The following is a 20967-nucleotide window of genomic DNA, read 5'->3' as shown; positions in this document are numbered from 1 at the left end:
GTGGCTCTTGACAGCGGATTGGGTCATATGAGCGAAAACGCCCCTAGGCGAGCAAGGTGACGTGAAAGAGGAGGGAAGCGTACTTCGGTACGCGACCGACGATTGAACGTCAGGTTGCCGCTTAGGGCCGTTTGCAGCGTCGAGCAGCTACGCGGTTTGGTAAAACCGCGTAGTTATAAAGCCTCGAGCGCGTTGGCGATGCGCTTCATGGCGGCATCGGCGGATGCTTGGTCGGGCGCCTCGGCCAGCACGCGGATAACCGACTCGGTTCCGCTCTTGCGCACGAGCACGCGGCCCTCGCCTGCCAGCGCAGCCTCGGCCTCGGCGATGGCGTTCTGCACGCCCATATTCTCGAGCGCGGCGTCCTTGTCCGCCACGTGCACGGCCACCTGCGCCTGTGGCAGCAGCTTGCACGGAGCCGTGAGCTGCGAGAGCGTCTCGCGCTCGGCACGAATCACTTCCATCACGCGCAGCGAGGTCATAATGCCGTCGCCCGTGCGCTCGATATCGCCAAAGATCGTATGGCCCGTCTGCTCGCCGCCCAGGCTGTAGCCGCCCTCGCGCATCTTGGCATACACGTGACGGTCGCCCACGCCGCTGGTCACGGCACTCAGGCCGGCAAGCTCCAACGACTTGATCAGGCCAAAGTTGCTGGCGATCGTCGGCACCACGGTACCGCCCGAGAGACGCCCGTGCTTGTTCAGGTACACACCGCACACGTACAGGATCTGGTCACCGTCGACCACGCGGCCGCGCTCGTCCACGGCCAGGCAGCGGTCGGCATCGCCATCGTAGGCAAAACCCACATCCAGGCCCTGCTCCACCACGTGGCGCTGCAGACGCTCAATATGCGTAGAGCCGCAGTCGACATTGATGTTAAAGCCGTCGGGCGCGGCATTGATCACGCGCACATCGGCGCCCAGTGCGTCGAACACCGGCTTGGCCACCGAGGATGCCGAGCCGTTGGCGCAGTCGATACCGATCTTGACGCCCTGCAGCGAAAAGTTCGCGCTGGCGATGAGCGAAGCAATGTAGCGGTTGCGACCCTGCATGTAGTCCACCGTGGCGCCGATGTGGTTGCCCGTTGCCAGCGGCACCTCGCTCTTGCCATCGATATAGTCCTCGATGAGCTCCAGTACGTCCTCGTCCATCTTAAAGCCGTCGCTGTTGACGAGCTTAATGCCGTTATCGCAAAACGGGTTGTGGCTCGCGCTGATCATGATGCCGCAATCGAAGCAGCCTTCCACAGTCTGATGCGCTACGCCCGGCGTCGGGATCACATGCAGCATATAGGCGTCCGCACCGCTCGCGACCAGGCCGCTCACCAGCGCCGCCTCAAACATATAACTCGAGCGACGCGTGTCCTTGCCCACGATCACGCGTGCCTTGCGCTCGCGGTTGGCGCCGTAATACCAGCCCACAAAACGGCCAATCTTATAAGCGTGCTCTACCGTCAGCCCAACGTTAGCCTCACCGCGAAAGCCGTCGGTGCCAAAGTACTTCATGCGCTCTCCTTACAAAATAGGGGCGAACAGATTGCCTGTCCGCCCCAAAATGGTACTCGATTATCTGCGCTACCAGAAAAACCCTACGCCGACGCGCTGTCGCGAGCCGCCTGGCATGTAGGAGTCTGACGCAGCGTAAGCGGCTTGTCCCCCGCCTCGGCTGACGTGGTCAGCGTATATGTGATCGTCGTCGTCTCGCCAGCATGCAGGTCAACGGTGCCCGAATAGAAGGGGATTCCATGCCACGTAGCGGCGCCAAGACCAAACTGGGTGCCCTCGACGGTCAGGCCAGTAATGTTGCCGCCCGTCGGGGCAAACAACGAGACATTCAGACGTTCGTCGTCGCGCGCGGCATCAGGCGCGCTCGCCGCGACGTAGTCGGGCAGCTTGCCGGCCTCCTCCTGCGTCATGATGTTCGTCAGGGTAACGGTGATGCGATACGAGCATGTGCCGTCACCGTTCTTGATGCCCTGGCCAATCTGCGTATCGGCATTCAGGTACCAGTCGAGCTTGGAGAAGCTCAGGTTGTTAAAGTAGACACCAGCGACGGGATCTTCACTCGGGTCATCCGGATCGGGCAGCGAAGCGTCAATGCCCGTCTCTTTGATGGCATTCTGCTCGTCATCGTTTTTCATCCAAGCAATCAGACGACCCTCTTCGGCACCGCGCTCAACGGCGCTGACAAGCTTTGTAACGTCGACGTCACCGATGCCACCGAGAATCTTGTCGAAGGCAGCGCTGGCGACGGATGCAAAGATGCCGTCCGACTCCTCGACCGGATAGTTCCAGTACACATCGTGCATGAGGACCTTTGCGGCGTTGGTGCCGTCGACAACCGTTCCGTCGGGCAGCGACACGTTACCGACCAGGCCCAGCAGATACTGCAGGAACACCGGGTCGATACCCACGACGCCGTCAACGTCCTGGCCATATTGAGATTTCCACAGGGCTGCGACACGCTGCGAGTTGCGGGGCCAATCAGGCGAATAGGTATTGCCCGAGTTGTACAGGTTACTGTGGTTGCCGAACAGCGCCTCATCCTCTTCGTCGACGCTCTCGACTGCCTCATCCTCGCTGAGCCCAATGCGGGGAACAAACTCGCCAATCGACATCTGGCCGTCGGTGACCGAAATCAGGCCCTGCGAACCGCCAAAGCCGCCGCAGGCACGAATCTCGACGTTGTTCATGGCGTACACAAGGTAGTTGCGCGTCTGGCCGTTGGCGCCGAGCATCTGCGGAAGGACGGGGGCGACCTTCTCCGCCGCGTCAACCGCGCCGTTGAGGGTGGCAAAGCCGTCCTTGGCCTTATCGACCAGCTCGGTCACCTGGGAAATATGAGTATCGCCAATGCCCTGGATCTTCTCGTTGGCGCTCTTGAACACCTTCGAGCTGCTGGAAAGCGAATCGGCGACCGCCTGCAGCGCGGACACGTTAATCATGCCGTCCTGAAACAGCTTGCCGGGCGTGGCCTGCGAAAGGTTATCGGCCATGGGAACCAGCGCATTGCTCGAGACATCGGACAGGACGTCGATCATGGTGCGGGCCGCATTGATGTCGCTGCCATACACCGGGATAAACGAAGCCGCCGTCCACAGCGGGCTCGAGGTCTCCGCCTTCATGCTGTCGCAAAGCTCATCAATCTTCTTCGCGTCGTCAGGCAGCGTCGAAAAATCGCCCGACGTGACCTTGTCCTTAAGGCCACCGACAATCTCGACGGCCTCCTTCGCTTCACTCTTTACGGTCTTTGCCAAGTTAAGCAGCATAAAGCCGCTTGCGCCAAGCGCAACGAGAAGCACCGCGACTACAGCGGCAATAATGGCGCCGGTGTGACGCTTTTTGCGTTCGCCCTTGCGATGGCGATGACGGACCAGACCGTCAGAGGTCGAACTCGACGAAGCGTCGCTACCGTAGTTCAAGCCAAAATCGTAATAATCTTCCTTGGAACCCGAGCCCGCAAACTCGGCACCGCTATCATCCAGGCGGGCGAACGTGCCAGTCTCGGAGGCACCGGTGTAAATCGTGCCAAGGTTACCCGTAAGCCCCGCGCCACCGGCAGAGGGAGTATTGTTGGCGGCCTTGCCGGCATTAACGTTGCCGGCGGCATTTGCGGCGTTGGCAGCACCTGCGTTGTTCGCAGGTACCGAAGGAGCCCCGCTCGGCTGCGACGCGGAGGTTGCACCGCCCGCAAAGACATTCCCTCTTGCACGGCCGGTCTTTTTTGCCTTTTGAGACTGCTCGTACAGAGCGGTAAACATCGCCGTCTCGCCCGGGGACACGCGCTTACTGGAACCGCCCTGTCCAGCGCCGCCCGGCGTGCCGGCCTTACCAGCCCCGTTCGGACGCGGCGGAACTGCAGGACGGCCGCTATCGCTGCCCTTAAAGTGATTACCAGCCATAAAGAAATCCTCGCAATTGAGTCGCAATGAAAAAGTCCATAACGTTACTAGTTTATGGCATTTTGGGCATCGACAGCTAAACTCCAGACACGGACATCAATTGGCGAAAATGTGGCACAACACCTTTTCTGTCTTGGCAGTGGCGCGAGCTATACCGTCAGGAACACCATCGCGATAATCATGGCAAAACCCGCCAGGTCGGTGGGCAAAAACACCGTGCCCAGCATAAGGGCGCTGGTGATGGTGGCCGAAACCGGCTCCATGGTTCCAAGAAGGCTCGCGCGCACCGAGCCGATGTCCTTAACGCCCTGCATATAGAGCATGTAAGCAAAAAACGAGCCGATAACCACGAACACCGCGAGCGCCTCGATGCCGGCAGCGTCGAGCGCCGGCATATGCGCCCAAGGCTGCACGAAGACGCACGAGACCACGCCCGCCGTGAGCATTGCCGAGCCCGTGACGATGGGGCTGCCGTATTCGGGCAGGATCCTGGCGGGAATCACCGCCATACACGCGGCGCTGACCGCACACATAAGACCTGCTGCCAGGCCAAGCGGCGAGATATTCAGGCTGGTAGGGTCGCCGCCAGTGGCAATTAAAAAGGTTCCACCCAGAGCCAGGCCAATGCCGATGACTTCGCGAGCACGCGGCATGCGGCGATCGGTCACGCAGGCGTAGCCCATGATGATAACGAGCTGCAGGCACTGGAGCACCGTCGCGGTTCCGGCGTTCGTCAGGCGCACGGCCGAAAGATAGCAAAACTGGTTGAACAGCAGGCCAAAAGCGGTAAAGAGCAGCAGCTGCTTGCGATCAGCGGGCGTCGTCCAAAGCTTGACCAGGCGTGCGCGGTCGCGCGTGACAACCACAGCCATAAAGAGCAGGCCGGCGAGAATCTGACGCACGCTCATAAGCCACAGCGTATCGACATGGTAGGTATCGAACAAAAAACTCGCGCTGGTGCCCGAGAAGCCCCAAAACGAACCGCCCACCAGCGTAGCCAAGACGCCCGTGATCATCTTGCGCGTCGAAGCGCTGTTCAGGCGGTCGCGCCATGCGCGACGGGTGTTGCGGCTGAGCTCGTCGGTGCCCTCGGGCACATCAATGTTCGATATATCGGTCATCGGCACCGAAGCCCCTGCGCCTTCGACCTGCTCGACACACTCTTTGCTCATTCCACTCCCCCGAAACAGCCTGGAAACAATTCGGCTTACCTTACCACGGCGAAGTCACCAGCTGGAGGCTTGTCCGTTTATCGGTAGGACAATTCCGCAGGCGTCTTTCCATAGCTCGATACCGCAATGGCCTTGCATTATGCGACAGCCAAATCGCGGCAGCAGGCTCTTTTGAAATGGATACGACAAAGCCCCCGAATTCCACAATGTAAGCGATTTTTAAAAATGTTCTTGCCACCGAGTTCAGGCTCCGTTATATTATCCCTTGCGCGCTTGCGCACCCTTGATCGGGCGTTTAGCTCAGGGGGAGAGCGCTTCCCTGACACGGAAGAGGTCAGAAGTTCAAATCTTCTAACGCCCACCAAATGTTCGCAGCTCAGAGGCTATGTCCTCTGGGCTGTTTTGTTTTATGTCGCCAAATCCGCCGGCAGTTCCAACCGCCCAACTAGCCAAAAGCCGACCATCTACTAGCCGATATATCCATCGGCATAACCAATCAGTCCGCACCGCAACTTCTCAGCAAAACGCCGCGATGTCTGCGCCCTGCGGTATCCTTGGGCCACTTGCACCTGCAGCACCAAGGAGCCGCCATGCGCACCGAGCTCGATGTCCCCTTTTCGCACAAAGAAGAAGCCAAGGCGCTGGGCGCCAAATGGGACCGGACCAAGAAGGTCTGGTATGTACCCAGCGGCGTCAACCCCGAGCCCTTTGCCGAGTGGCTGCCCGGTGTTGACCGATCCGACCCCTCAGCGCCGTATATATATCTAGTACTGGGCAAGCGCGAGTGCTGGAAGTGTCACAAAGAGACCTCGGTCGCGGCCTTCGGCATTCCCTATCGAACCGATAACGACGAGAGCGTCGCCATCGCGCACGCGCCCAACGAAGCCGGGCACATTGCCATCGACACGGCCAACGCCAACGCACTCGCCATCGTGCCCGCTCTTGGCTGCGTGCCGGGCGAGATCCGCGACTACCTTCATAAGCGCTGCGGCTACAAGTCCGTAGGCGCGCGAGCCTCCAAAGCCCCGTCGCTCGGCAACACGTGCACCAGTTGCGACGCGCTGCAAGGCAGCCGCCATCTGTTCGAGGAGCCCTCGTCCCCGTTTGCCCTCACTGCCATCAACAAGCTGCCGGCACTGGAGTTTATACGCGTCGAAGTTGCCGGCGTCTTTGGCGTCCCAGCCACACGCACCGACTTTGACCAGGCGCTCTTTACCTGGGCACAAGACCATCACGCCGAGTTCCACAAGCAACTCGGTGAGGGGATTTATTTGTAGAGACGGAGAAGCCTTCACAGCCAGCTCCTCCGCATCACCTATCCCTCGTCGCCGGCGTCATACACGATATCGAGGCCACAAACAGGGCATTTCTCCGGATACACCGGCATATGAACGCCTGTCTGTTTTCTCACTTCGTCGCTGAGTCTGTCGCGCGCATCGATGAACCGAATGTCGAGACACTGTATTTGCGAGCCACAGCAAGGGCAGGTGACGACAAACGACCCACAATCAACCTCTACGCTCGGAAACATATTGTTGTCTATAAGGGCACACGGCAGTTTTCCGTACTTCCCCATCGCAATATCGCCTCGCCAGCTCATACACGCTCCCCTCTCGCTATACAAAACAGGAAGAGCATGCACCGGCGGGCGTGCGCGAGATTGCATCGCCACGCGATCCGATCAAACAACACGATCGTCAAAGAATGCCAAAGCCAAATACGCTAATACGGCAGAAGCCCCGCCTTTTCACGCTTCTTTTCCGAGCGATCGAACTCAATGCGATGGGCCTCAAGAAACACCGTATCGGGTCGCCACTGACGCTCATTCGGCTGCCTTAGCGTCGCACCCGCAAAGGAAGCGTAGTCGGTCTTATCCAGCAGGTACGATCCGCACAGCCGATATTCGCCGCAAACAGGCTCAAACGAAATCAGGTGAGCATCAAATAGGGAATGAAGATCGCGCCGAAGCAGAATGCCGTTGCTGGCAACCTGCGATTTGGGTCCCGAGTAATTCTCGATATGTGCAGCCTCCAGAGCTTCGCTGACGCCGCAGTCCGACACCGCGCAACGGCCATCATAGGCGGCAACGAGCTGTTTGCGGAACCATTGCTGCCCCAATCGCTCGCGCCTTAACGCATAGCGGACCTTTTCGTCGTCGGTCGTACCCTGTCCGGTAAACTCAATATCGACGGGCATGTGCTTCAGATAACTCATGTCGGGTGCAAAACGAGGGTCCGGTCCGCCTTTATGAACAGGACCGTGCAGAACAAACCATCCGTTTTCGGGCTCGAACCGCTCAACAAACGCAAGGCCGAGCACCTTGTAGCCCACCTCGGTTGCAAATATGACTCCGACTGGAACGCCACATTCCATGCAGTTGAGCATTTTACGGTTGTAATTCTGGTCTCGAAAACCAACGGTACCCGGCGCTTGAACCGAGTACTTAATGACCCACGTACCATCGTCCAAATAGAGCGGAGGCACATCGGTGTAGAAGCTCTTTTTAGAGTTATGGACCGAAAGCGCAAAGATCTTATTGGGATCTTGCTTCACCCGATCCTGGCCCGGCCAGAAGATCCCTGAATCCCGCGTTACGGGAAAGAAGTCCGAGCCAATTCTCAAACGATACTGATACTGAGGGCTATCTTCCTTGGTGTGGTGCGGAAGGCTGGTCCAAACGCCGCCGCGCTGTTCCTCACCCAGAAACCACTCCCATGCCTCAACGTATTCGGAAGGCACGAGACTGCAGGCACGGTCATAGCTTGGTCCATCCATCAACGGAACAGCAAGGTCAATGTCGTTCATCGCCAGCACCTACAACCATACGAACGCGAGTCATGCCCCTCAATAATATGGCCGAGAGTCAATTATTACGAGATCTCATTCCGCGATCGGCACGTCGTTGATGCTCTCGGTTTGCCGTTGGCGCGCTTGTACTCCGCTACCCCACTCCCCTGTATACTGATGTAGCACGTGTTTCATCCGAGCTTGTTGGGCCGGATTGTTCATGGGAGGGTCTTGTGGCTGCTTCGAATCCGCCTAAGGGAAGCGTTTCTTCTTCGTCCATCAAGCCGGTTACGCGCAAGGCCGTGCGTTGCCAGCGCGAGGTCGCTTGGCTTGTCACGCAGGCGGCGGGCAGGCTTGTGGCGACCACTCAGGATGTCAATGCGCCTACGCCGAGCTTTGTGTTAGCGGCGGCGCTAGATTTTGTGCGCCAATTGGAGCTTGCCGCACAGGATGCCAGCGGCCACCTCGACTACCAGAATGTTATGGAGCCCGACCTGCAAACGTTCTGCCACATGGCCAAGTTGCCCGCCGCGCCCAATGCGCTTTCGGACGCAGGCTACATGTTTACGCTTTCGGGCGCGGACCTTATCCGCGACATCTATGCATACTGCAGCGAGCTCGCCGAGCGACACGTCTTTGACGCGGCAGAAGTCAAACCGGGAAATGTCATCAAGCTGGTTCTTAGGCTGTTCTTGATAGACGGGTTCGGGGCCATGCCGGCGTAAGCCGAGTCTTTAGCATCACCGTCGATTGGGCAACAACCGCTTTACCTTAATGGACGCCAATCGAGGGTCGATTATTGGGTCGCCTCGTCCACTAACGCATCTATCCCACGCGCTCCGACAGTCGATACTTGCGGTTGCGGCTCGTCGCCGGCGCCGTGGGCTCAAGCTCGCCTTGAGCAATGAGCGCGTTGACGCGCGACCTAACCTGGGAAATTGTGAGCCCTGTGCGCTCTGCCAGCTCGCGCGTCCCCAGCTCGCCGTAGTGTTTGAGTGCCGTCACAATTAAGCCCCCGCCATGATCGACCGGCTCGATCTTTGAACGGTAAAGTACGACCTTGAACCGATCGAATCCCGGGCAGAACAGGGGCTCGGCCAGACCATGCGCGCGCATGGCATCGATCATCATCGGGATGCCCGAGCCATTGCCCTCAGCCAGCGAACCTGCGCCATCCGGCAGCGGGACAATCGACATGAGCTTCACAAGCGTCGCGTTACGGCATCGGGAGCTGCCGTCAAACAAGTTCTCGCGAGTCTTTCCCCCGTAAAGGCCGCCAGGATTCGTCACCTCGACACGATCGTCAAAGACGTCGACGGCAATCGATTGTCCACAGAACCGATCCCCGTATTCTCGATGGATTACGGCGTTGGCGATTGCCTCGCGCAGAACCTCCTCGGGAATCTCAAGCGAGTCGACACGCGAGACGCCTTGGACGGTCGAGGTTCGCCGCAAATTCTTGGCGACGGCTGCGACGGCATCCGAGATCATCTCGCCCAACGTTCCCTCACAGATTGTGCGGTCCATGAACCTCAGCGACCCCGCCATGCCCTTCTGAGTTCCCGCATGGACAGCCACGTCAATGAAGAGCTTGGGATAGAACTGCTGAGGGTAGGTGCCCACAACTAGGAGTCCAGCCTTGGTGACATTGCCCTGGGAATCAAGGATATTTAGGCGCTCCAGCTTCGTTTGTTTGTCCGGCGCGCCGCGCATTGCCCGGGGCGTCAACGAGAAAGCCCGATCTATCGTACGGTCGACCAGCGTCTCGTCGAGATTGTCCGCGCCCGCACCCGCCACCGCGTCGCGATCGCTCGGAGTCGCTCGACCGTATGACGCCAATGCGAGCACCTCAGTCGATGAAAGCGGCACATCTTTGTCATCGATGCGCTTGTAGCTGCCGCCCTGGGCGCCCCGCTCTATGACATAGCAGGGCTTGCTCGACGGATCGAGCTCCTCAATCGTAATGACGAGAACGATGACGCCCTGAAGCTCCACTCGCTCGATCGTGTATTTAGGCGGATTGGCCAGCTTTCCTCGACCGCCCGCATCACCCATGCCTGACACAAATTGGTTGAGCACTTTCTCGGTCTCGAAGTTCTCAACCGGGACAAAACCTGCGCGCTCACTCACTCCGAGCACGATGATTCCGCCGGCAGTGTTCGCGAATGCGCTCACCGTTTCCCATACGTCGCGGGAAAGCGTCGTGGCGCTCTCCTTCACTTCGACGTTAAGATCATCCGAGCCCATACGCCTTAAAGACTCAAGCAGACCGGTCAGCTCGTTTTCGTTCATCTGCACGTCCTTTCGCTCGGTCCTGCGGAGAATGCCGCGGATAGATTTCCCTCGTCTCTCAGTTATCTCTCGTAATTATCTCTCATTTATCTCTCTATCTCTCGGCTTAGAGATAAGAGATAGATAGAGATGGAATGTCTACCATTTGCTTCATTTATACATATTTTTGCTGGTAGAACAATCGGTATTGAGACAATACCATGATTGCCTACCTCTTTGCTGCTCAGTTATCTCTCATATTTTTCTCTCATCTTCCTGTCATCTCTCATATTAGAGACGAATGAGAGACGAGAGATACGCGAGTGATGGACGAGCGAGGATTTTCGGACGGTCGGATATCGAGAGTGGATATTTGGACGGTTTTTGGGGCTTTTGCGGCAGATTCCGTCCAAATATCCACTCTCGTTTGGCGTGTGTCCGAATTTCCACGCTCGCGCGGCGGTCACGCGGGGCCTTTACCCATTCCGCCGGCATCGTCTTCAGTTCGCCGCAGAGCCGCGGCCCCATATGGGTATACTCTCGAGGATTCGACTCGATTCGCCCCCGCTGGGGCGTCAAAGGAGACTGCATATGCCCACCACCTCAACCGACCCGCGCGCCGCTGCCGCCGCGCTGCTGGTACCCGGCACCACCTGCCACGGCTTTGCCGTCGAGCGCTGTGAGACCGTGCCCGAGCTCGACTCGGACGCTTACGTGCTGCGCCACACCGCCTCGGGCGCTCGCCTGCTGTACCTGGCGTGCGACGACGAAAACAAGGCCTTTGCCATTGGCTTTAAGACGCCGCCGGCCGATTCCACCGGCGTGTTCCATATTCTTGAGCACTCGGTGCTGTGCGGATCGGCTAAGTTCCCCGTCAAGGAGCCGTTTGTCGACCTGATCAAGAGCTCCATGCAGACGTTTCTCAACGCCATGACCTACCCCGACAAGACCATCTACCCCGTTGCCACCACCAACGAGCAGGATCTGTACAACCTGATGGACGTGTACCTGGACGCGGTGTTCAACCCGGCCATCTATACCAAGCCGACCATTTTTGAGCAGGAGGGCTGGCACTACGAGCTGGACCTGCCGGAGAGCGTCGAGGGCGAGGGCGACGGCGGCTCCGCGAGCCTGCGCGAGGGCACGCTGCGCTATAACGGCGTGGTGTTCAACGAGATGAAGGGTGCGCTGTCCGACCCCATGAGTGTGCTGGACGACGCCGTCAACGCCGCGCTCTACCCCGACACCGCCTATGCACACGAGAGCGGTGGCGACCCGCGCACGATTCCCGCGCTCACCTACGAGCAGTTCCTGGACACGCACGCGCGCCACTACAATCCTTCCAACTCTTATATAACGCTCTACGGCGACCTGGACGTGGACCGCGCCCTGGCCTTTTTGGACGAGCGCTATCTGTCGCAGCCGAGTGCCGCGAGCCGCCGCATGGACGCTGCCGTCGCCGCCGGCGAGGACCCGTCCACGATGGCGCCCAATCCGCTGGGCGTGCAGGCGCCCGTGACTTGCGAGTACAAGCGCGTCGAGATGGCCACCACACCCGAGAACGCCCTGGTGGGCCTGGGCCTGGTGCTGGGCAACGCGCTCGACCGCAAACGCACGATCGCGGCGGATATCCTGTTTGAAGCACTGCTGGGCTCCAACGAAGCGCCGGTTAAGAAGGCCATTCTGTCCGCCGACCTGGGCGGCAACGTGGTGAGCTACACGGCGGCCGAGAGCCTGCAGCCCTACGAGCTCATCATGCTGCAAAACGCGCAGCCCGGCGTGGCGCGCGAGCTGCGCCGCGTGTTCCAGGACGCCTGCCGCGACTTATGCGAACATGGCGTTCCGCGCGAGCGCCTGGAAGCCATCATCAGCAGCAACGAATACGACCTGCGCCAGCGCGACTACGGTATCGCCGACGGCGTGGCCATTGCGTGCGACGCGCTGAGCACGTGGCTCTACGATGACGACGCCGCGACGCTGGCGCTCAAGTACGGCCCGGTGTACGAGGAGCTGCGTAGCGAGCTGGACGGCAGCTATTTTGAGGACCTGCTGCGCGAGCTGGTGCTGCAGAACGATCACATGGCGCTGGTCGAGCTGGTGCCGGTGGACGCCGCCGAGGGTTCGGAGGGCGCCGAAGCTGCCGAGCTGGCTGCCGAGCGCGACGCCATGACCGATGCCGAGCTGGCCGACGTGGTCGAGCGCACGGCTGCGCTGCGCACCGCGCAGGAGGCGGAAGACACGCCCGAGGCCAAGGCCACGCTGCCGCGCCTGCGCGTGTCCGACATTGGCGAGGCGCGCCCCGAGCCGCCGCTGATCGTGGACACGACCGCGCCCATCCCCTGCCTGCGCCACGGCATCCCCACCAACCGTCTGGCCTACGCCATGCAGTATTTCGACCTGAGCTGCGTCGCGTTTGAGGACCTGCCCTATGTGACGCTACTCTGCCGCCTGTTTAAGCAGCTGCCCACGCGCGAGCACTCGGCCGAGGAACTCGACAACTTGCTCGCTGGCAAGCTCGGCTTTTTGAGCTTTACGACCGAAGTCATGACGCAGCCCGAAGTGGACGGCGTGCGCCCCTACCTGCTGGTGAGCGCCGGCGCTCTGTCCGAGAAGATCGACGCGCTGGCGAGTCTGCCGCGCGAGGTATGGTCGAGCACGCTTTTGGCAGACGCCGACGCCGACCGCGTGCGCGACGTGCTCACGCAGATTCGCATTGGGCTTGAGCAGGGCTTTATCAACAACGGCCACTCGGCGGCGCTCGGTCGCGCGATGAGCTACAGCTCGCCTTCGGCCGTGGTGCGCGAGCAGCTCTCGGGCGTAGACTTCTACCTGTTCCTGCGCGATTTGCTCGACCACTTTGACGAGCGCCTGGACGGCCTGCGTGCCAAGCTTGCCGAGCTGGCAGGCCGCATCTTTGTGGCCGACGGCTGCCTGGCGAGCTTTACCGGCAGCGATGAGGACTTTAACGCGTACTGGGCCGCCGCGGGCGACTTGGGGCTGGGTGCGGGCGATGGTGCCGATACCGGCCGCGACGCTCTCGTGGTGCCGACGCCGCGCGACCGCCACGAGGCTTTCGTCATCCCCAGCGATATCTGCTTTGCGGCAAGCGCGTGCGACCCGCGTCGCCTGGGCATCGACGTGACGGGCGCCTGGGCCGTGGCTGCCAACGCGCTCTCCTACGATTACCTGTGGAACGAGATTCGCGTGAAGGGCGGCGCGTACGGCTGCGGATTCCGCGCAGCCGGCGAGCGCCAGGCGGCGTTCTACACCTACCGCGACCCGGCAATCGACCCCTCGATTGAGCGCGTGGTGCGCGCAGGTGAATGGCTCGGCAGCTTTGAGCCCGACGAGGCCGCCTTTGAGGGCTTTATCGTGAGCTGCGTGAGCGGCATGGACGCGCCGGTGAAGCCGTACGCGCTCACCAAGCGCCGCAACACGACCTACCTGGCCGGGCTCGATCCACATGCACGCGAGGAGCGCCGCGCCCAGATGCTCGCCGCCACGCCCGGTAAGCTGCGCTCGCTCGGCGCCGACGTGACGCGCATCGCAGCCGAGTCGCCCACCTGCGTCTTTGGCGGCCGCGAAGTCATCGCCAAGAGTAACGCCGGCTTTAACGTAGTCGACCTGCTGGGCTAAGGCACGGCAATCAAAACCACCACAAAGGAGACAGCACCTTCGTGGTGGTTTTGCCGTCTTTATCGCGTTTGCCCAGATAAAGCCTGCCAAAATAAACCTGTCCCTTTTTGGTAGGTTTGGGAGAGAGGGCCGGGATGGACAAGGCTGAGTTGCGGCGGGCGGTGATTGCTCGGCGCGATGCTCTTGATTTGGACTTGCAGGCGGCGAAGTCTGCTGATATCTGTGCGCGGCTGGTTGAGCTGCTGGGCCGCTCGGATGCCGCGGCGCCGCGCACCGTTGCCGTCTACGCCGCGATGGGTTCCGAGGCAGACCCTGCCGCGTTTGCCGCTGCGGCCGCCGTGCGCGGCCGGCGCGTAGCCTATCCGTGCATGCTCTCGGCAATTGATGCCGCAGCTTGTGGCCAGCGCATGTGCATGCGGGCAGTTGCCGCCGACGATGCGTCCGCGGCTCCGTTTATCGCCCACCCCACGCGGGCCTTCGCGGCCACGGACATCGACAGCGACCGCTTCCCCATCGTGCCTGCCGAAGCTCTCGACATGATCGTCGTACCGCTCGTGGCCTTCGACCAAACCGGCGCGCGCCTGGGCTACGGCGGCGGTTGTTACGATCGCTACCTGCCTATGCTCTCGCCCGCATGCCAAATTATCGGCATCGCCTTTGACGAGCAGCGTGTCGACCACGTTCCCACCGACGCCCACGACCTGCCGCTACCCCACATCATCAGCGCCTAACGGCTGGTGCACCTCCCGGCGGCCTAGTGCTCCTCGCCGGCGCGGGCCAGGTCGTAGGGCGTGGTCTGGTAGACGTAGTAGTTGAGCCAGTTGGTGTAGAGCAGCTGAGCCTGGCTGCGCCAGACGTTGCGCGGCTCGGCGGAGGGGTCGTCACCTGGGAAGTAATGCGCCGGCACCTGGGGGTTGAGCCCGCGCTTCACGTCGCGCTCGTACTCCAAGCGCAACGTGTCGGTATCGTACTCGGGATGGCCAAAGACAAAGAAGCGGCGGCTGTCGGTCGACTTGACGATGTACAAGCCCACCTCGTCGGACACGGCCACGACCTCAAGCTGCGGCTCGGCCTCCACGTCCTCGCGGCGCACATCGGTGTTGCGCGAATGCACGGCATAGAAACGGTCGTCGAAGCCGCGGACCAGCGGGCTTTGCGGCTTCACCAGATAATGCTCGAACACACCGCTCGCCTTTGCCGGCAGGTCGTACTTCTGGATACCGTAATGATGGTACAGGCCAGCCTGCGCGCCCCAACAAATGTGCAGCGTAGAGTGCACGTGCGTGGTGGACCAATCCATGATCTGGCAGAGCTCGGGCCAGTAGTCGACCTCTTCGAACGGCATCTGCTCCACCGGCGCGCCCGTGATGATCAGGCCGTCGTAGTGGATGTCGCGGATGTCGTCGAACGTGCGGTAGAACGTCTCCAAGTGGCCGGCGCTCACGTGCGTGGCCTCGTGCGTCTTGGTGCGCAGCAGGTCCACCTCCACCTGCAGCGGCGTGTTGGAGAGCTTGCGCATGATCTGCGTCTCGGTGGCAATCTTGGTGGGCATGAGGTTGAGAATGAGCACGCGCAGTGGACGGATGTCCTGGTGCAGCGCGCGGTACTCGGTCATGACAAAGATGTTCTCGCTCTCGAGCTGCGCGGCGGCAGGGAGGGCGTCGGGGATGCGAATGGGCATGGATGCTCCTTACGAGTCAGTTGCAGCTATGGTACAACGACCGGCCCCATCCGCGCGAGCACATCGCCCAGCGATGCCGTCAGCGGCCCAAATCACTCCAAAAGTAGAGATTAAGGCATGTCCAAAAATCTACGGCGCTTTAGCCTAGCAAAGTGGCAGCAGGACGCTACAATGGTTCGACGCGAAAAACTCGGCCGAAAGGATACGTATATGTACCAGACGCGTAAGATCGGTGTGGTCGGCCAGGGCCACGTAGGAGCACATGTCGCCAACAGCCTGCTCATGCAGGGCATTGCCGATGAGCTGTACCTGTGCGATATCAACGAGGCCAAAGTGACGTCCGAGGTCCAGGACCTGCGCGACTCCCTTTCGTTTGTCCCGTACAACACCAAGATCGTCAACTGCTACGACCACTACGAGGAGCTTGCCTGCTGCGACGTCATCGTCAACGCTGCCGGCAAGGTCGCGCTGGCCGCCGGCAACCGCGACGGCGAGCTGTTCTTTACCACCGACGCCGCCCGCTCCTTTGCCAAGCGCATCGTCGACGCCGGCTTTGACGGCATCTTCGTGAGCATCTCCAACCCCTGCGACGTCGTGTGCACCGAGCTGTGGCACCTGACCGGCTACGATCCCAAGAAGATCATCGGCTCGGGCTGCGGTCTGGACTCCGCCCGCTTGCGCACCGAGATCTCCAAGAAGGTCGGCGTGAGCCCCAAGTCCATCGACGCCTACATGATCGGCGAGCACGGCTTTAGCCAGCTTGCTGCCTTTAAGGCCGCAACCATCGCTGGCAAAAACCTCAACGAGCTTCAGGCCGAGAACCCCGACAAGTACGCCTTCGACCACATGGAGGTCGAGGAGCTTGCACGCAAGGGCGGCTATGTGACCTACCAGGGCAAGCAGTGCACCGAGTACGCCGTTGCCAACTCCGCCGCGCGCGTCTGCGCCGCCGTGCTGCACAACGAGCACGCCGTGCTTTCGGCCTCTACGCTTATGACCGGCCAGTATGGCGAGGAGGGTATCTTTACCTCCCTGCCGTGCGTGATCGGTGCCGAGGGCGTCGAGGAGGTCTACACACTCGACCTTTCCGAGCACGAGCTCGAGGGCTTCCACAAGAGCTGCCAGCACATCCGCGACAACATCGCCCAGCTCGACTGGTGGGATACCGAGGCCTACGACGCCAAGTAAGCCGCTGGCTGCCGCAACCTTGCGAATCTATGCGCGATACTAAGCGGGCCGCGCCGGAAACCCACCGGCGCGGCCCGCTTTTTACGCACGCTGTTCGCTTGCGAATCGAAGGTGAATGCTTTTCCCGTTACCTAGTACTGCTCGATGCCCATGTAGCGACGAATCTCAGGGCTGTGGTCGAACACCTTTCCGCGGGCGGCGCGCAGCTCGCAGCTCATGTTGTAGAAGAATATCGGCTCCAGGTACGAACGCACGCTGGCGGGCACCTCGCCCACGCCGTACTCGAGTGCATCGAGCACCATAACCGTATCGGTGTGCGTGTTGAGGAACGCCAGCGCGCGCTCCTCCATGGGGCGGCACTCGCCCGATCCGAGCTGCACAAAGTAGAACACGCCGGGCTCGGTAGCCTCGAAAGGACCGTGGAAATACTCGCCGGAGTGGATGTAGCAGCAGTGCTGCCACTGCATCTCCATAAGCGAGCAAATCGCCATGGCGTAGGTCTGGCTAAAGTTGGGGCCGGAACCCAGGATATAGAAGAACTTATGCTGCTGGCAGAGCTCGGCAAAGCGATCGCCCAGCTCGGCGTTGACCTTCTCGCGGGCGGCGGGCAGCAGCGCATCCATCTGCTTAAGGCCCTCGTACATGTCAGCGAGTGCCTCGTAGCCTTCCTGCTGGTCGAGCAGCTCGGCGGCGATCAGAGCGCCGATGCCCTGCGGCACCTCGACCTGTGACACGCCCTCGCCCCACGGATAGACCCAGGTGGTCCACTTGCCGTTATCGATCTTGGAGCCCTCGCAGTCGGTGAGGGCAACGACCTCGGCGCCGGCAGCCAGCGCCATCTCGCAGCCGTCGACGACCTCCTGCGTGTTGCCGCTGTGGCTGCAGGCAATAACGAGCGACTTCGGCCCTAAGCTCTTGGGGGCCATCAGGCAAAACTCGCGTGCAGTGTAGACCGTCGAGGTAAACGTGGTGGCCTCGCGCTTGAGCAGCTCGTTGGCCGGCATCAGGTCGATCATCGAACCGCCGCAAGCGATCCAAAAGACGTTCTCAATCTTGCCCTTGCGCTCGATGATTTCCTGAACCAGATCATGTGCGTTCATCCTGGTTTTCCTCCTTGTGTGGCGGTTTTGAACGACGACAGCTCGTACCTGCGGTCGTTCTATGTTGTCCTATTTATAGCACGCACGACGACGCTCGTGAAGTCATTTCACCAAACTTGTTCTATGTTGTTCTATCTATGGACGTTAGATGTCGAACACGTAGCGCGAGCCCACGATCTTTTGGCGTCCGAGCAGCAAGGGCCGCTCGTCCGCATCGGTAAAGTACGCCTCCATATAGAAGAGTGGCTCACCGACCGGGATCTCGAGCAGTGGCGCGACTTGAGCGTCGGCAAGCGCAATCTCCACGGTACAAGGGTCGGATTTGAGCGGCGCGCGGCCCGAATGCTCGGCAACGAGCGCAAAGATTGAGTTATCGGTGAGGTCCTCGTCGGCAAGCGTCTGCAGATAGGGATGGTCAGCCAGCACAAAGGCGTTGTTCTCGAGCATGACGGGCACGCCGTCTGCCGTGCGCACACGCTCGACCACGATGAGCTCGCAGCCGGGTTCCACCCCAAAAAACGCCGCGTCCTCGCGCGTCGCCGCAACCACCGTGCGCGACACCAGGCGTGCTCCGGCCACCATGTCGTTGGCAGCGCAACCCTCGGAAAAGCTCTGAACGTCACCCTTCTGGACAATCTTGCGCTTGAGCTTGGGCGCGCACACGAACGTGCCCCTCCCCTGCTGGCGGTTGAGATACCCCGCGCGCGACAGCTCCTCAATGGCGCGGCGCACGGTGACGCGTCCCACACCATAGGACTTAGCGAGCTCCATCTCGGAAGGAATGCGCGAGCCGGATGCGTACACGCCACGCGCGATCTCGCCCTTTAGGTCGTCCATAACCTGCTGGTACAGCGGAACGGCGGATACCTCAGTGCGCTCGGTTTTATCGTCGAATGCCATCGTTACGCTCCATCCCGTGCATGCTCGGACTCAAACTCTTCAATCGCCGCCATAAACTGCTCGCCAAAGGCGTCGGCCTTTTTCTCGCCAATGCCGTTGACCTGGATAAGCTCGTCGCGCGTCTGTGGACGCAGGCGGCACAGACCGCGCAGGGCCTTGTCGGAAAAGACCATATACGGCGCCATCTCCAGCTCGGTCGAGATCTCCTTGCGCAGGGCACGCAGGCGCTCGAACAACTCGGCATCGTCGCCCACGCGTGGGCGCTGATCCAGCTCGGCCTCCTCGCGCAGCAGATCGACGGCGCGGCGGGCGCGGGCCGAGGCCTTGCGCTTGGACGCGCGACGCTTAACGGTAAAGGCAAACGCCTCATCCTCGACCTCGACGGCACGCGGACCCAGCCCCACGACCGGGTACTGCCCCTGCGAGGTAGCCAGATAACCGCGGCCGCACAGCTGGCCGATGATGTCCTTGATGCGCCCGACCGATTCGCTCGACAGCTCACCGTAGCCACGGTCCTCGTCCAGATGCATCTGGCGAATGCGCTCGGTGTTGCCGCCGTGGAGCACGTCGGCGATCAGCGACTTGCCAAAGCGCATGGGTCGCGCGGCCACGTAGCGCACGGCGGCGCGGGCCATATCGGTGACGTCCTCGACCTCGAACTGCGTGAGGCAGTTGCTGCAGTTGCCGCAGCCCTCGGCGTCATCCGTGGCGGTGGCGCCCGCACCAGCCGCAGCAGCATGCTCGGCCGCGGCCTCGTCGCCAAAGTAGCGCAGCATGTATTCGCGCAGGCAGCCGGTAGTATTGCAGTAGCCCTCCATCTGGCTGAGCAGGCGGTAGCGGTTCTGGAGCGCCCATGCGCGCTGCTCGTCGTCGAGCGCCTCATCGGCAGCATCGCCGCGGTCGATCAGAAAGCGACGCATGCGAAAATCGTTGCCGTTCCACAGCAGGTGGCAGCTGGCCGGGTCGCCATCGCGGCCGGCTCGACCCGCCTCCTGGTAGTAGGCCTCGATGCTCTCGGGCACGTTGTTGTGGATCACGTAGCGCACGTTGGGCTTGTCGATGCCCATACCAAAGGCGTTGGTGGCAACCATCACCTGGATATCGTCGTCGATAAAGGCGCGCTGGCTTTGCCGGCGGGCGTCGTTGCCCATGCCGGCATGGTAGCGGCCAACGCGAATGCCGCTGGGGCCCAGTGCCTCGGCAAGCTCGCCTGCCAGCGCATCGACCGTCTTGCGGGTCGAGCAATACACGATGCCGCTCTCGCTCGAATGCGCGATCACGTAGTCACGCACCCACGCGGCCTTGGCCTTGTCGCCCATCTCCTCGCAGCCAAAGTAGAGGTTCTTGCGATCGAAGCCCGTCACCACCGTCGCGGGGTTTTGCAGGCCGAGCATCTGCTGAATGTCCGCGCGCACGCGCTCGGTCGCCGTGGCGGTAAACGCCGCCACGATCGGGCGCCGCGGCAGCGAATCGATAAACTCGCGAATCTGCAAGTAAGCGGGACGGAAATCCTGGCCCCACTGGCTCACGCAGTGAGCCTCGTCAATGGCCACGAGCGGAACGCCGATGCCGCCTTCGGCCGCAGCTTCCTGCGCAAAGGCCAGAAAGCGCGGCTCGAGCAGGCGCTCGGGCGCCACATACATAAGCTGGTAGCGGCCCTCGCGCGCCCGCTTGAGCACGGTATTTTGCTGGGCCGGGGTAAGGCTGGAGTTGAGATAACTGGGACGCGCACCCGCCGCGAGCAGCGCGCGGGTCTGGTCCTCCATAAGCGACAGCAGCGGACTCACCACAAAGGTGATGCCGGGCAGCATGAGCGCGGGCACCTGGTAGCAAATGGACTTGCCGGCGCCCGTGGGCATAACACCCAGCGCATCACGACCGGCAAGGATCGCATCGACCATGCGGTCCTGTCCCGGGCGAAACGAGGTGTAGCCAAAATAGGCGCCGAGCGTGTCGAGCGCCATCTGCTGCATGCTATCGGTCATGGTTTCCTAACGTCCAAGTCATCTGCCGCCGATTATACGCCGCCACGCGGACAGCAGCACACGGCCGCCGCCCAGACTAGTCGTTTAAGAACGCCCCCAACGGCTAAGGAGTGTCCCCAGGTGCCGGCAGAAAAGGAACGTCCCCAAGTGCCGGCCCGGCAACGCCGATGTTTTGGCGCGGACAGACACTATGACCCAATCCGAGGGCACTAAAAAGATAGGAGCCCCCGCTCGTGACCGCGGGTCGGGGCTGCGACAATGATGTCGAAGTGCCATAGGCGCAGCCGCGCCGCAACGAGGTTGGGAGGCTCCCATGCCAAAGCATTCTACCGCGTTCGGGATGGAC

14 protein-coding genes and 1 tRNA gene are annotated in these 20967 nt (G+C 61.3%); 6 read left to right on the top strand and 9 right to left on the bottom strand.

The features are described 5' to 3' along the window. Nucleotides 1-173 precede the first annotated feature (173 nt). From glmM to AAAX31_RS09545, 3 genes are all read right to left on the bottom strand, one after another. Complete coding sequence (glmM, locus tag AAAX31_RS09555; RefSeq protein WP_117770316.1) at nt 174-1505, bottom strand: phosphoglucosamine mutase; 1332 nt, start codon at nt 1503-1505, stop codon at nt 174-176. Between the two features lie 83 nt (nt 1506-1588). Next, entirely contained in the window at nt 1589-3901 is a 2313-nt protein-coding gene (locus AAAX31_RS09550) for a DUF4012 domain-containing protein (protein ID WP_349077056.1), read from the bottom strand. Between the two features lie 149 nt (nt 3902-4050). Then, nucleotides 4051-5073, bottom strand: coding sequence for an EamA family transporter (locus AAAX31_RS09545; RefSeq protein ID WP_349077054.1), 1023 nt, complete (start codon nt 5071-5073; stop codon nt 4051-4053). Between the two features lie 289 nt (nt 5074-5362). Here AAAX31_RS09545 and AAAX31_RS09540 point away from each other — a divergent pair. Together AAAX31_RS09540 and AAAX31_RS09535 are read left to right on the top strand one after the other, a co-directional pair. Beyond that, nucleotides 5363-5437: transfer RNA gene (locus tag AAAX31_RS09540), tRNA-Val, on the top strand. Nucleotides 5438-5663: 226 nt separating this feature from the next. Further along, on the top strand, nt 5664-6350 hold the full coding sequence (locus AAAX31_RS09535) for a DUF5710 domain-containing protein (protein ID WP_349077053.1): 687 nt from the start codon (nt 5664-5666) through the stop codon (nt 6348-6350). Between the two features lie 445 nt (nt 6351-6795). Here AAAX31_RS09535 and AAAX31_RS09530 read toward each other — a convergent pair whose 3' ends face one another. Next, nucleotides 6796-7878: an HNH endonuclease gene (locus tag AAAX31_RS09530; protein ID WP_148332384.1), complete on the bottom strand. Its 1083-nt coding sequence runs from the start codon at nt 7876-7878 to the stop codon at nt 6796-6798. Between the two features lie 215 nt (nt 7879-8093). Here AAAX31_RS09530 and AAAX31_RS09525 point away from each other — a divergent pair, with 215 nt between their 5' ends. After that, the gene (locus tag AAAX31_RS09525; RefSeq protein ID WP_195234201.1) at nt 8094-8585 is read left to right on the top strand and encodes a hypothetical protein; all 492 of its coding nucleotides are present in this window, start codon (nt 8094-8096) and stop codon (nt 8583-8585) included. Between the two features lie 100 nt (nt 8586-8685). Here AAAX31_RS09525 and AAAX31_RS09520 read toward each other — a convergent pair whose 3' ends face one another. After that, the gene (locus AAAX31_RS09520) at nt 8686-10152 is read right to left on the bottom strand and encodes an ATP-binding protein (RefSeq protein ID WP_349077050.1); all 1467 of its coding nucleotides are present in this window, start codon (nt 10150-10152) and stop codon (nt 8686-8688) included. 570 nt (nt 10153-10722) lie between these two features. On the opposite strand from AAAX31_RS09520, the gene AAAX31_RS09515 reads away from it, so the two are divergent. Both AAAX31_RS09515 and AAAX31_RS09510 read left to right on the top strand, forming a co-directional pair. Beyond that, nucleotides 10723-13767, top strand: coding sequence for an insulinase family protein (locus tag AAAX31_RS09515; RefSeq protein ID WP_349077049.1), 3045 nt, complete (start codon nt 10723-10725; stop codon nt 13765-13767). 134 nt (nt 13768-13901) lie between these two features. After that, nucleotides 13902-14498 carry a 5-formyltetrahydrofolate cyclo-ligase gene (locus AAAX31_RS09510; protein WP_271737896.1) on the top strand — a complete coding sequence of 199 codons (597 nt, stop codon included), beginning with the start codon at nt 13902-13904 and terminating at the stop codon, nt 14496-14498. A gap of 23 nt (nt 14499-14521) precedes the next feature. Here AAAX31_RS09510 and metA read toward each other — a convergent pair whose 3' ends face one another. Then, nucleotides 14522-15448 carry a homoserine O-succinyltransferase gene (gene metA, locus AAAX31_RS09505; RefSeq protein WP_117877459.1) on the bottom strand — a complete coding sequence of 309 codons (927 nt, stop codon included), beginning with the start codon at nt 15446-15448 and terminating at the stop codon, nt 14522-14524. 210 nt (nt 15449-15658) lie between these two features. Between metA and AAAX31_RS09500 the strand changes: the two genes are divergently transcribed. Then, nucleotides 15659-16636 (top strand): L-lactate dehydrogenase, encoded by a 978-nt coding sequence (locus AAAX31_RS09500; protein ID WP_117877461.1) that lies wholly within the window; start codon nt 15659-15661, stop codon nt 16634-16636. A gap of 131 nt (nt 16637-16767) precedes the next feature. On the opposite strand, the gene AAAX31_RS09495 is transcribed toward AAAX31_RS09500, so the two are convergent. The 3 genes from AAAX31_RS09495 to AAAX31_RS09485 form a co-directional block, all read right to left on the bottom strand. Further along, nucleotides 16768-17736 (bottom strand): SIS domain-containing protein, encoded by a 969-nt coding sequence (locus AAAX31_RS09495; protein WP_271737895.1) that lies wholly within the window; start codon nt 17734-17736, stop codon nt 16768-16770. 144 nt (nt 17737-17880) lie between these two features. Continuing rightward, nucleotides 17881-18636: a GntR family transcriptional regulator gene (locus tag AAAX31_RS09490; protein ID WP_271738439.1), complete on the bottom strand. Its 756-nt coding sequence runs from the start codon at nt 18634-18636 to the stop codon at nt 17881-17883. Between the two features lie 2 nt (nt 18637-18638). After that, nucleotides 18639-20621, bottom strand: a complete 1983-nt coding sequence (locus AAAX31_RS09485; protein WP_271737893.1) for an ATP-dependent DNA helicase RecQ — start codon at nt 20619-20621, stop codon at nt 18639-18641. Nucleotides 20622-20967: the final 346 nt, after the last annotated feature.

Origin of the sequence: Collinsella sp. CLA-ER-H5 (assembly GCF_040092375.1) — a bacterium.
Classification (GTDB): Bacteria; Actinomycetota; Coriobacteriia; order Coriobacteriales; family Coriobacteriaceae; genus Collinsella.
This window is presented reverse-complemented; position numbering and strand designations above follow the sequence as displayed.